The 11,594-nt window shown below is 69.8% G+C and carries 12 protein-coding genes and 2 tRNA genes; 6 read left to right on the top strand and 8 right to left on the bottom strand.

What is annotated here, in order from left to right; all coding sequences use genetic code 11:
• Window positions 1-361: 361 nt before the first annotated feature.
• Window positions 362-1,294, top strand: coding sequence for an endonuclease domain-containing protein (locus tag L8M95_RS14805; RefSeq protein WP_260486852.1), 933 nt, complete (start codon window positions 362-364; stop codon window positions 1,292-1,294).
• A gap of 36 nt (window positions 1,295-1,330) precedes the next feature.
• Here L8M95_RS14805 and L8M95_RS14800 read toward each other — a convergent pair whose 3' ends face one another.
• Together L8M95_RS14800 and L8M95_RS14795 are read right to left on the bottom strand one after the other, a co-directional pair.
• On the bottom strand, window positions 1,331-2,131 hold the full coding sequence (locus L8M95_RS14800; protein ID WP_260486851.1) for a TetR/AcrR family transcriptional regulator: 801 nt from the start codon (window positions 2,129-2,131) through the stop codon (window positions 1,331-1,333).
• A 7-nt stretch (window positions 2,132-2,138) separates the two neighbouring features.
• Window positions 2,139-2,645 carry a peroxiredoxin gene (locus tag L8M95_RS14795; RefSeq protein WP_260486850.1) on the bottom strand — a complete coding sequence of 169 codons (507 nt, stop codon included), beginning with the start codon at window positions 2,643-2,645 and terminating at the stop codon, window positions 2,139-2,141.
• Between the two features lie 152 nt (window positions 2,646-2,797).
• On the opposite strand from L8M95_RS14795, the gene L8M95_RS14790 reads away from it, so the two are divergent.
• Window positions 2,798-3,073 carry a DUF3618 domain-containing protein gene (locus L8M95_RS14790; RefSeq protein WP_260486849.1) on the top strand — a complete coding sequence of 92 codons (276 nt, stop codon included), beginning with the start codon at window positions 2,798-2,800 and terminating at the stop codon, window positions 3,071-3,073.
• Window positions 3,074-3,279: 206 nt separating this feature from the next.
• Here the strand turns inward: L8M95_RS14790 and L8M95_RS14785 are convergent.
• Window positions 3,280-3,352, bottom strand: a tRNA-Lys gene (locus L8M95_RS14785).
• A 202-nt stretch (window positions 3,353-3,554) separates the two neighbouring features.
• Between L8M95_RS14785 and L8M95_RS14780 the strand changes: the two genes are divergently transcribed.
• The gene (locus L8M95_RS14780; RefSeq protein WP_260486848.1) at window positions 3,555-4,787 is read left to right on the top strand and encodes an Ig-like domain-containing protein; all 1,233 of its coding nucleotides are present in this window, start codon (window positions 3,555-3,557) and stop codon (window positions 4,785-4,787) included.
• 4 nt (window positions 4,788-4,791) lie between these two features.
• Window positions 4,792-5,004, top strand: a complete 213-nt coding sequence (locus L8M95_RS14775) for a hypothetical protein (RefSeq protein ID WP_260486847.1) — start codon at window positions 4,792-4,794, stop codon at window positions 5,002-5,004.
• A gap of 58 nt (window positions 5,005-5,062) precedes the next feature.
• Here L8M95_RS14775 and L8M95_RS14770 read toward each other — a convergent pair whose 3' ends face one another.
• Window positions 5,063-6,313, bottom strand: coding sequence for a cation:proton antiporter (locus L8M95_RS14770; protein WP_260486845.1), 1,251 nt, complete (start codon window positions 6,311-6,313; stop codon window positions 5,063-5,065).
• Between the two features lie 125 nt (window positions 6,314-6,438).
• On the opposite strand from L8M95_RS14770, the gene L8M95_RS14765 reads away from it, so the two are divergent.
• Window positions 6,439-7,425: a DUF2804 domain-containing protein gene (locus L8M95_RS14765; RefSeq protein WP_260486844.1), complete on the top strand. Its 987-nt coding sequence runs from the start codon at window positions 6,439-6,441 to the stop codon at window positions 7,423-7,425.
• Between the two features lie 89 nt (window positions 7,426-7,514).
• Here the strand turns inward: L8M95_RS14765 and L8M95_RS14760 are convergent.
• From L8M95_RS14760 to cmrA, 3 genes are all read right to left on the bottom strand, one after another.
• A tRNA-His gene (locus L8M95_RS14760) sits at window positions 7,515-7,587 on the bottom strand.
• A gap of 97 nt (window positions 7,588-7,684) precedes the next feature.
• A complete protein-coding gene (gene orn / locus L8M95_RS14755) occupies window positions 7,685-8,353 on the bottom strand; it encodes an oligoribonuclease (RefSeq protein ID WP_260486843.1) in 669 nt (222 codons plus the stop codon).
• A 45-nt stretch (window positions 8,354-8,398) separates the two neighbouring features.
• Complete coding sequence (gene cmrA / locus L8M95_RS14750; RefSeq protein WP_260486842.1) at window positions 8,399-9,220, bottom strand: mycolate reductase; 822 nt, start codon at window positions 9,218-9,220, stop codon at window positions 8,399-8,401.
• A 150-nt stretch (window positions 9,221-9,370) separates the two neighbouring features.
• On the opposite strand from cmrA, the gene L8M95_RS14745 reads away from it, so the two are divergent.
• Window positions 9,371-10,741: an MFS transporter gene (locus tag L8M95_RS14745; protein ID WP_260489273.1), complete on the top strand. Its 1,371-nt coding sequence runs from the start codon at window positions 9,371-9,373 to the stop codon at window positions 10,739-10,741.
• 174 nt (window positions 10,742-10,915) lie between these two features.
• On the opposite strand, the gene L8M95_RS14740 is transcribed toward L8M95_RS14745, so the two are convergent.
• A complete protein-coding gene (locus tag L8M95_RS14740; protein ID WP_260486841.1) occupies window positions 10,916-11,593 on the bottom strand; it encodes an HAD family hydrolase in 678 nt (225 codons plus the stop codon).
• Window position 11,594: the final 1 nt, after the last annotated feature.

Genomic DNA, 11,594 nt, shown 5'->3' with positions numbered 1-11,594 from the left:
CCTTCGGAATCTCATACGCCCGCGGGAAGCGTCGCTCAGAGGGCCCGTGACCCGATCCGCCCCTCGGGATCTCGTACGCCCGCGGGGGCCGGAGCGCGGATCGAACTCTGAGGGGTGCCTCGTTCCGGTGGCCCAGACGGACCGGATTCCTCCGCACGCCCGATCTACCGGGTGCGAGACGTTCTCAATGTGAATCGGGGCCGCCGCCGGACACATCCCGCTTCGCTCGTCGACCTCACCGGTTCGAGCCGAGGTCGGTGGGAGGCGCGCTGTTGTCCACAGGGCTCGGCGCGTCCACAGCGGGCCGGCTCCGCATACGCGATCCGGCGGACCCGGCGGTGTCGCGCGAGAGTATCGCTGCATGATCAGCATCGATGAACTACGTTCCCGACTCCTGACCGCCGAAGGGTTGATCGCCGCCGGGCACAGCACCCAATCGCTCGCCCGGGCGGTGGCGACAAGAGAGCTCGTGCGGCTGCGGCCGGGCTTCTACGTAGAGGGCAGCGCCCGCGAACTCGACAGGGGAGCACGTCATCTGCTGTCGGTTCTCGCCACGGACGCTGCACTGCACGGCCCAGTGTTCACTCACTGGTCGGCCGCCATGGTCCACTCGCTGCCGAATTGGGGGCTCCCACTTCGCAAAGTCGCGGTCTCCCGGCACGGACATGCGCAGCGGTCCAGGACCACCAGACTCCTGCGGCACGACCTGTGCCCGATCGCCCCGGATGAGATCGTGAATATCGAAGGCATCTCCGTCACGTCTGCGGACCGGACGATCATCGACATCGCCAGGGTCTGTGATCCGGTTCCGGGCGTCGCGGTGGCTGATGCCGGGCTGCAGCGGGAACTCGTCACGGAGGTCTCCTTGCGGGAGGCGCTGGACCGTGCCTCGGGACGGGCCGGTGTGGGGAGGGCTCGTACTGCGATCGGGATGACCGACCGGAGAAGTGAGAGCATCGCTGAGACGCGGAGTCGTCTCTACTTCGCCGAGTACGGGCTGCCGGAGCCCGAGACACAGGTCGAGATCTACGACGACGACGGCCGCTTCATCGGTCGGGTGGACTTCCTGTGGCGGGAGCTCGGGGTCGTAGGAGAATGTGACGGGTTCGGGAAGTACTTCGACGGCGCCGACGAGATGGAGACCCGCCGCAGGCTCGGCGTGGAGAAGGACCGCGATGCGATCCTGACTGCCCTCGGGTACCGGGTGATCCATTGGCGATGGGCCGACTTCGAGCGACCCTGGTTACTTGTTCAGAGGATCCGGGCCGTCCTGCTGGCGGCAGAAGCTGCCTGAACTGGTCGCCGTCCACAACCGGGGGCGGGTTTCGGGTCAGTCGCTCTGGGCTGCTTCCTTCTCCGCTAGCCAGAGGTAGGCGGTGAGCATCCGCTTGAGTTCGGTGACGGTGGCGTCGTGAATGTCCTCGCCGCCCGCCGAGGCGCTGCTCCCGCCGGGGGAGACGCCGCCGCTGTCGCCGGTGCTGGTGCCGATGCCGGTGCCGGAGGCGGCGCCGGGGGTCACGTGGCCGGCGCTGACCGAGAAGTTGAGCATCGAGTACGCCACGTGCACCAGTACCTCGGCCATGAACGCGCGACGCTCACGTTCGGTGGCGGGCATGAGCGGGGCCAGCACGCTGGCGATCATCCGGGCGATCTCGCGTTCGTTCACCGCCGCCGTGGCCCGGGTGGCGGGGGTGGCCTGCGTTGCCAGCCAGACCGCCCTACGGGAGGGGTCGCGCAGCCACAGGTCGGCGAGGTGGTCCAGGAAGTCGTTGAGCAGCTCGGGCCAGTCCAGCGCGGGGATCTTCTGGGCGAACCGCTCGACCTCCTCGATCACCCCGTGGGCGTCCTGGCGGTCGAGCTCGCAGACCAGCACGTACTTGTTGGCGAAGAACTGGTAGAGGGTTCCGATCGGCACGCCCGCGCGCGAGGCGACTTCCTCGCAGGTGAACGAGTCGAAACCCACCTCGACCAACACTTCCCGGGCCGAGGACAGCAGTGCCTGGAACTTCTTGCGGCTACGTTCCTGGATGGGTCGGCGGCGGGGGACGAGGATGTTCGGCTCGTCCTGGACGGCCTCGTCGGCGGAGTCCCGCGTCGGCTCCTGTGGACGTTCGGACGAGTCGGTGGTCATGGGTGGGTCAGCCCTCCGCGGGTTCGGACTCGGGCAGCTCGATCTCGAGCAGCTTGGCGACCATCGCCACGTGACCCTTTGCCCGGACGTTGTACCGGGCCATCGACACGGTGCCGTCGGACTCCACGACGAAGGTGGAGCGGATCACTCCCATCACGGTCTTGCCGTAGTTCTTCTTCTCGCCGTAGGCGCCCCACTCGGTGAGCATGGACTTGTCCGGGTCTGACAGGAGCGGAAAAGTGATGCCGTACTTGTCGCGGAACCGCGCCAGCTTCTCGGGCGCGTCGGGGGAGACGCCGACGACCGCGAGACCGGCGTCCTTCAGCTGCTGCAGGGCGTTCTCGAAATCCACCGTCTCCGTGGTGCAGCCCGGCGTCATGGCGGCCGGATAGACGTACACGAGGACCTTCCCGTGCTCGGCGAGGAGCTCCCGGAGCGACGTGGGTGTGCCGTCGGCGTCGGGGAGGGTGAAGGCGGGGGCCGTCTGGCCCACCTCGAGCCGTGGTGCGGTCACCGGTGCTCCTGGGGGTCGAGTCGGGGCGTCGGACCATCCCAACCTATCCGATGGTCCGGCGGACGGGCGCGGATCCACGCCGGGTGCAGTAGCGTGGGCGGGGTCAAGAACCCGCGGGGCGCCCTCGCGGACGAGCGATCGACGGAGGTCTCGTGTCCAGGAGTTACGACAGCATCGAAGGCGACATCGCCAAGGCGCGTGACGATCTCGCGACGACCCTGGACGAGATCATCGACCGGGTCAACCCGAAGAACCTCGCGACCGAGGGCAAGGAGCGCGCCACCGCGGCGCTCAAGGACCCGCGCGTTCTGGCGGTGCTCGGGGGTATCGCGACGCTGGTCGTGGGCGGGATCACCGTGTCAATGGTGAACAAGCGCAAGGAGCGTCAGCGCATCGAGGCATACCTGGCGGCTCGTCGGGCCCTCTGAGGCGACCGGTCCGTCCCCGGCGGCTCCCTGTCGCGGCGGGAACCGTCCGGAGACGCCGTCGCCTGGCGTCTGAGAGCGTTCCGCGCACCCCCGAGACCGGGGCGTGAGCGGGACGCTTTCGTCATTTCCAGTGTGTCCACCCGGACGCTCGTCCACGCGGGCGCACCAAAAAGCCCCGGGTCATGGACCCGGGGCTTTCTGTGTTGTGCGCCATCAGGGACTCGAACCCCGAACCCGCTGATTAAGAGTCAGCTGCTCTGCCAATTGAGCTAATGGCGCTTGCTTGGTGCGAGAGAAACAGTAACAGCAGCCGAGTCGGATCACGAAATCGCCTGTTCAGAAGGGGTGAACCGGGGTTGAGGTCGCTGTCTCCCCCGGCGTTTCGATATGGAGGGAGGGCATGTGACCAGGCATACTGGGGGAGACGTCCTCCCGGCCGTGGCCACGTCCGGGGGGAAGCGGCAGTCGGAAGGGGCCATCAGTGAACGTGAGCACGAGGGATCGGACGGGGCGGCGAGCGACCGGGATCCGGTCGAAGGCCCGACTCGGCCTGGCCGCGGTGCTCACCGGAGCCCTCGTCCTCACCGGCTGCACCATCGGTGACGGGGGCGCCCAGAACGCCCAGGTCGCGGAGGAGCCGGCCGGCCCCTCGGCCGCGATCGACGTGTCGGTGGCGGACGGCTCCACGGATGCCAACCCGGTCGAGCCCATCGTGCTCACCGCCGCGGACGGTCGATTCGATTCGGTCGTGGTCCGCAACCCGGAGGGGCAGCAGGTCCGGGGCGAGTTCAACACCGAGCTCACCGAGTGGCGTACCACCGAGGAGCTCGGCTACGGGCGGCAGTACACGGTGGAATCGACCGCCACGGACGAGGCCGGCCTGGTCACCCGCAAGAACACCACCTTCACCACGTTGACGCCGAACATCATGACGGCCGCCTATCTGACGACGGGCGAGGGGTCCGTGGTGGGGATCGGGCAACCGGTCGCGGTGATGTTCGACGAGCCGATCGCGGATCGTCGCGCGGCGCAGGACAACATCCACATCAAGACCGAGCCCGCGGTCGAGGGCGCGTTCTACTGGGTCTCCGACCAGGAGGTCCGCTGGCGGCCGGCGGAGTACTGGGCCCCCGGCACCAAGATCGACGTCCACGTCGACATCTACGGCAAGGACCTCGGCGGCGGGATGTACGGCCAGCAGGACTCCCAGAGCAGCTTCGAGATCGGCGATGCCGTGATCTCCCGCGTCGACGACTCCACTAAGCAGATCGTGATCGAGCGCAATGGCGAGGTGGTCAAGACAATGCCCACCTCGATGGGCAAGGCCGCCACCCCGACCCCCAACGGGGTCTACGTCATCGGTGAGAAGCACGCCTCGATGATCATGGATTCCTCGACCTACGGAGTGGCCGTGGACTCCGCCGAGGGCTACCGCACCCCGGTGCAGTACGCGACCCGGATGTCCTACAGCGGGATCTTCGTCCACGCGGCCCCGTGGTCGGTCTGGGCGCAGGGCAGTCAGAACACCAGCCACGGCTGCCTCAACGTCACCACCGCGGACGCGAAGTGGTTCTACGACAACGCCAAGCGGGGCGACATCTTCGAGGTCACCGGCACGGTGGGCGACACGCTCCCGGGCTGGGACGGCCTGGGCGACTGGAACGTCCCGTGGGAGACCTGGAAGGCCGGCAACGCCGATCAGGGCGCGGCCTGAGCCGATGGATTCCTCCCGTCTGGGGCTCTGGATCGGGATCGGTATGGGGATCGGCGTGGCGTTCGGTGCCGCGCTGGACAACATCGGGTTGGGCGTGGCCCTGGGCCCGTCGGTCGGCGTCATGATCTGGGCCGTGGAGGCCGCCCATCGCGAATCGCGCGGCCCCGGTGGTGACGAGCTCGACGCGGGGACCGACGACGGTCGGGACCTCGACTAGGACCCCGGGGCGACCAGTGGTGCCCCGGGGCGAGGGTGAGTACCCCCGGGGACGGCGCTCAGGTCGGTGACGGCGACGACGACGAGGTGCGCGACTGCGGGTCGCGTTCTGCGGCCGCCCGGTACAGCGCGCGTCCGGGTGCTGCGGTGAGGCCGTGCGCGACGGTACTGGCCACGACGATCAGCGTGCCCGCTCCGAGAAGTACCGGGTCCGCACTCGCGCGGGAGGCCTCCTCCGTCAGGTAGAACACGGCCGCGACGCCGACGGGCCCGAACCAGCCGAGGTAGGCGGCGCCCCGCATCTTGAGACCCAGCGGTCTCGTCGCCGCGAGGATCAGCGGCGGCCTGCGCAACAGCAGCACCGCGACTGAGAGCCATACCGCGCCCCAACCGAGATCGCCCCACGCCTCCCAGGGGATCATCGCGCCGAGGGCGACGAAGAAGGGGATCACCGCGAACTGGTTGACCGCCTCGTCGATCTCCACCTCGGTCCGCCGTTCGCTGCCGGAGCTGGTGACGTTGAACGCCAGGCCGGCGACGAATGCGCCGAAGACGCCGTTGACCCCGGTGATGCCCGAAACTCCCAGGACGAGCAATGCCAGGAGGAGCGTGTACAGCAGCATCGGCCCGGTCTCGGTGTCGTGGTGTCGTTCCGAGAAGTGCAGCGCCTTGGCGGCCGTCACGCCCGCGACTATCCCCACGACGAGGGCGCCCGCGATCTGCCAGGCGGCCTCTCCGGCAGCCTGCCCGGCGGTGAGCGGGGTGGCGACCGCCAGGGCGACCAGGACGAGGGGAAGGGCGAGCCCGTCGTTGGCGCCCGATTCGAGCGACAGGAGCTCGCGGTCGTACTCCGGCAGGTCCTCCTCGGCCTCCTGTCCGGTGACCACACTCGACGCGAGGACGGGGTCGGTGGGGCAGATGGCGGTTCCGAACAGCAACGCCAGCGCAAAGGGGATGCCGAGGGCCCACATCGCCAACCCGGTCGAGATGAGCGCCATCCCGGGCAGGACGAGCACCAGCAGCAGCGCCAGCCGCCGCCAGTGGGTCCTGATCGCCGCGAAGGGGTAGCGCAGGGCCACGCCCATCACCGAGATCGCCAGGAGGATCTCCGCCCCGTGGTGGAGGGTCGAATGCTCGGCGACGATGTCGGGCACATCGAACACGCCGAGGACCGCCGGCCCCAGGACGATCCCGGCGGCGAGAGCGAGGAGCGGCTCCGTCACGGGCCAGTGACGCAGTCGCGCGGAGAAGGCCACGATCACCACCCCGAGCGCCCCGACGATCGCCAGCAACACATCGAGCGTGGACAACGGTTCCTCCCCGGGTCAGTCGGATCACCCGCACCATAGGAGAGCCCGGGCGCTCTCGCATCCGTGCCCTCCGCCCGCCGCGGCCCCTCGCCCGCCGCGGCGTAGGCACCTGCAAGAGTGATCCCATGACCGAGCGCGAGATCACCCGGCCCGTCGACCTGGCCCACGGCCGCCGACTGAACCCGGAGGCGGTCGGCTGGTCCCGTTCGCCCGTGCACCGCACACGGATCGCTGGCTGGGGTCGAACCAAGCGCTGGGAGTACTGGGGGATCGTCACCGACCGGTTCGTAGTGGGACTGACGGTGGCGGGTCTGGACTACCTGGCCAACTGCGCGGTCTACGTCCTGGACCGCCGGACGGGCCAGGAGACGACCCGAGGCGGCATCCGGCCCCTGCACCGGCCCCGCTTCGGCGACGACCCCGGTGACGGGACCCTCCACGCGTCGGCCGGCGTGGGTGCGGGGCGCGTGGGGATCGGGATCGACGACGACGAGGGCCGCACCTCCATCAGTGTGCAGGCGCGGGGACTGCAGGTGAGCCTGGACGTCTCCCGGCCGGGGCATGACGGCCTCGCGGTGGTGGTGCCGTGGAGTGAGCGCCGGTTCCAGTACACGCTCAAGGATCTCGCCAATCCCGTCACCGGCACGGTGACTTTGGACGGCACGACACACGACCTCGGCACGGGGTGGGCGGTGCTGGATCGTGGGCGGGGCCGCTGGCGCTACGCCACCACGTGGAACTGGGGCGCCGGCAGCGGCGTCGTGGACGGGTCGACCCGCGCGATCCAGGTCGGCGGGAAGTGGACCGACGGCACCGGCTCGACCGAGAACGGGATCCTGGTCGACGGCCGGATGCACAAACTCGGTGAGGACCTGCGGTGGACCTACGACCTGTCCGAGCCGGGGGGACCGTGGCGGGTGCGGGGTGAGCGCCTCGACGCCACGCTCACGCCGTTCCATCTGCGCCGCGACGTCACCGAACTCGGTGTGCTGGCGGTAAAGACGCACCAGGCCTTCGGGCTGTGGCACGGGACCGGGGTGCTGGACGACGGGTCGGAGGTCTCGCTCGACGGACTGGTCGGCTGGGCGGAGCAGTCCCGCAACCGCTGGTAGCCGGCGGCGGGGCGATGCTCGCGAGAACTCGAGGCGAATCGGGAGAAAGGGGCAGGGCCCGGACCGTGAGGTCCGGGCCCTGCGCTCGGGGTGGCTGACGGGGCTCGAACCCGCGACATCCAGAATCACAATCTGGTGCTCTACCAGCTGAACTACAGCCACCACCGCCGTCCTCGCGGACAGCGCTGACGACTTTACCCCGTGGCCCCCGCCCCCGAGAAATCCGCAGGTGGGGCCGGTCGAAGGGCCCGGGTGGTGGTCAGTCGACCGCGGGCAGGTCCGCGGCGGCCTGCTTGACCTCGTCGCTGGTCGGTCCGGGCTGCGGCACGAACGCGGTGGCCCGGTAGTACGCCAGCTCGCGGATGGATTCCTTGATGTCCGCCAGGGCCCGGTGCGACATGCCCTTCTCCGGCTGGCCGAAGTAGATGCGGGGGTACCAACGACGGCACAGTTCCTTGATGGAGCTGACGTCGATCATCCGGTAGTGCAGGTAGGAGTTGAGCTCGGGCATGTCCCGGGCGAGGAAGCCGCGGTCGGTGCCGATCGAGTTGCCCGCCAGGGGAGCGGATCCGGCCACGGGGACCCATTCGCGGATGTAGGCGAGGACCTGCTCCTCGGCCTCGGCGACTGTCACGGTGGACCGGCGGATCTCCTCGGTCAGTCCGGAGGAGGCGTGCATGTCGCGCACGACCGGGACCATCGCGTCGAGCTTGGCGTCGGGGGCGTGGATGACGATGTCGATCCCCTCGCCGAGGACGTTGAGTTCAGAGTCGGTCACTAGGGCGGCGATCTCCACGAGCGCATCCGACGAGGTGTCGAGGCCGGTCATCTCGCAGTCGATCCAGACGATTCGGTCGTTCTTGGACTCCTGGTGCGGCGTCCGTGAGGACGCTGGGGAAGGGGTCTCGGCGGAGGTCGGCTCTGACATTGTTCGACTATATCGCCGGTGGTCCCCCGCGCCCGCCCCGGCCGATCAGGCCCCGCCCTGCTGCCCCTCGCCGAGCTTGGCGTAGAACTTTCCGACGATCGGCGCCATGATGCCGCGCGGGGTGTAGTTCCCGGCCACGGACATCGCCTGGCTCAGCGGCCCGGGCACGATCCGCATCTTGTTGCGGGCGAGCGCGTCCAGCGACACACGGGCGGTGTACTCGGTGTCCACCCAGAGGCGGTCGGGGACGAGCCGGTCGACGAAGGTCTTCTCCTCCTCGGCGATCTCCTCGGTGCGCACCGGACCGGGGGCCAGCAGCGTGACGTTGACGCCGGAGCCCTTGAGCTCGCCCCGCAGCGACTCGGAGAAGGTGTTGAGGAACGCCTTGGACGCGGCGTAGGTGGCGTTGTTGGGGATCGGCATGTTGCCGGCCGCGGAGCCGACGTTGAGGATCGCCCCCGAGCGCCGCTCGACCATCCCGGGCAACACCGCCAGGACCAGGTCGTGACACGCCACCGCGTTGACCTGCACCTGGTGCTTCTCGTACTGCGGGTCCAGCGTGGCGACCGGGCCGAACGTGGCGATGCCGGCGTTGTTGCACAGGACCGAGATCTCGCGCCCTGCCAGCTCGTCCAGCAGCGGCTGCCGCGCGGCGGGGTCGGCGAGGTCACACGCGCGGACCTCCACGGTCACGCCGAACCCGGCCTCGAGCCGGGCCCGCAGCTCCTCCAACACGGACTCACGCCGGGCCACCACGATCAGCGAGTGCCCACGCCGGGCGAGTTCGGTGGCCAGGGCCATGCCGATCCCCGAGGAGGCGCCGGTGACGACTGCTCGGTTCGACGCGGTGGGCGTGGGCAGGGACATGGGGCTCCTCGGTTCTTCCACTCGGTTCGCCCGCGTACGGCGGGTGTGGCAGCGCTGACCTTACCCGCGTGCCGCCTTCCGGAGCGTGGTGGAGGTCCTAGCCTGATCGGCGTGAGCAGCATCGGAACACCGCACCCGTCAGGGTCCACCATGTCGGCGACCACCTCGTCGTCACCATCGCGTCGTGGCGTCGCCCGCGGTCAGGTCCTCGCGTGGGGGATGTGGGACTGGGGGTCGGCGGCGTTCAACGCGGTGATCGTCACCTTCGTCTTCTCCGTCTACCTGACCGACTCGGTGGGCGCGGACCTCGACGGGCCGTTCTCGGCGGCCACGTGGCTGTCGATCTCCATCGCCGTGGCCGGGCTGGTCATCGCGCTCACCGCGCCGGTGATGGGCCAACGCGCCGACCGCGGGGGCCGGCGCCGCCGCGCGCTGGGCCTCTGGACATATGCGACGGTCCTGCTCACGGCGCTGATGTTCCTCGTCGACTCCGACGCGCCCTACCCGTGGTTCTTCGTCGGCCTGGTGCTGCTGGCGGTCGGGTCGATCACGTTCGAATTCGCCGAGGTCGCCTACTTCGCGATGCTGCGCCAGGTCTCCACGCCGTCCACCGTCGGCCGCGTGTCCGGGTTCGGGTGGGCGATGGGCTACTTCGGCGGGATCTTCCTGCTGCTCGCGGCGTTCGTCGGCTTCATCTACGGCGACGGCCCCGTGCGCGGGGTGTTCGGCATCACCACCGACGGTGGCCTCAACGTGCGGCTGGTCTGCCTCGTCGCCGCCGTGTGGTTCGCGCTCTTCGCGCTGCCGGTGCTGCGGGCGGTACCCGAGCACCGCCCGGGGGCGGGGAGGAGCGACGACAACGGCAAGGTGGGCTTCGGCGAGTCGTACCGCATCCTCTGGCGTGACCTCAAGGCCCTCTGGCGGCGGGATCCGCGGACGGTGAGGTTCCTCCTCGCGAGCGCAATCTTCCGGGACGGGCTGGCCGGCGTGTTCACCTTCGGGGCGATTTTGGCCGTGACGGTCTACGGGCTCGCGCCGGGGGACGTCCTGATCTTCGGTGTGGCGGCCAACGTCGTCGCGGCTCTCGGGGCGGCGGTCGCGGGACTGGTCGACGACACGGTGGGTCCCAAGGCGGTGATCGTCGGGTCGCTGGTGGCGATGATCGCGACGATGACCGTCCTGCTGTTCGTGGACGGTACCGGCATGTTCTGGGTCTTCGGGCTGCTGATGTGCCTGTTCGTGGGGCCGGCGCAGTCCGCGTCCCGGTCGTTCCTGGCGCGGCTGGCCCCGCCCGGCGGCGACGGCCAGATGTTCGGGCTCTACGCCACCACCGGGCGCGCGGTCTCGTTCCTCGCGCCGGCACTGTTCGGGCTGTTCACCTGGGCGTTCGCCGCCGACCGTGCGGGCATCGCGGGCATCGGCCTGGTGCTGCTGATCGGCCTGGCGCTGTTGTTGCCGGTGCGCACGCCGAGCCGCGCCGAGGCGGAGAGCACCTGGGAGGACGCGGAGCCCGCCGTCTGACCGCGTGGCGGGCACTCCCCGGTATGCGCGCCCGGAATGCGCGTGTCGGGTAGGGGTGCGAGCCCGGAACGGTCCATAGAGGGCACGTGACCGGGAACGGGGCGGGGCCGGGAGGCGCCTGGGCCGGGAGGCGTGGTGCGCAGCAGTGGGGAGCGCGTGGCGGGGCCCGGCAGGTCAGAGCGTGCCCGAGGTCAGCAGCTCCAGCACCGCGGCGGCGTCGTCGGCGATCTGCGAGAATCCGGCGTCTCGGAGCTCCGAATCGCCGATTCCGCCGGTACGCACCGCCACCGAGCGGATGCCCAGCTTGGTCGCGGCGATGGCGTCCCAGGTCGCGTCGCCGACCATCACCGCATCCGCGGCGTCGACGCCCGAGCGTTCGAGGGCGATAGCCACGATCGTGGGATCGGGCTTGGCCCGGTCGACGTCCTCACCGGTGGTCGCGGCGTCCACGTGGGCGTCGATGTCGAGCAACTTGCGGGCCTCGGCGAACTCCGACGGCGGCGCGGACGTGGCCAGCACCGTGATCCACCCCTGCTCCTTGGCGCCGCGCACGAGGTCGCGGGCTCCGGGGAGCACCCGCAGAGACCCGGCCTGTTCGGCGTAGTACTCACCGTGCAGGTCCTTGGCCCGGCCCGCGATGCTCTCGCGCTCCTCGTCGTCGTCGACTCCCGCTATATCGAGTAACTCCTCCACGATCGTCGAGCCGTCCTTGCCGATCCGGCGGTGCACCTCCACGAACGGCACCGGCGCTCCCGCCTCCGCGAGAGCGCGGACCCAGGTCCAGACATGGACGTAGGTCGAATCCACGAGGGTGCCGTCGACGTCGAGGAGGAGAGCGCGCTGGGTGGTCATG

The sequence above is a fragment of the Dietzia sp. B32 genome (genome assembly GCF_024732245.1).
Classification (GTDB): domain Bacteria; phylum Actinomycetota; class Actinomycetes; order Mycobacteriales; family Mycobacteriaceae; genus Dietzia.
Note: the sequence above shows the minus strand (reverse complement) of the source record. Positions and strands in the feature narration are given on the sequence as shown.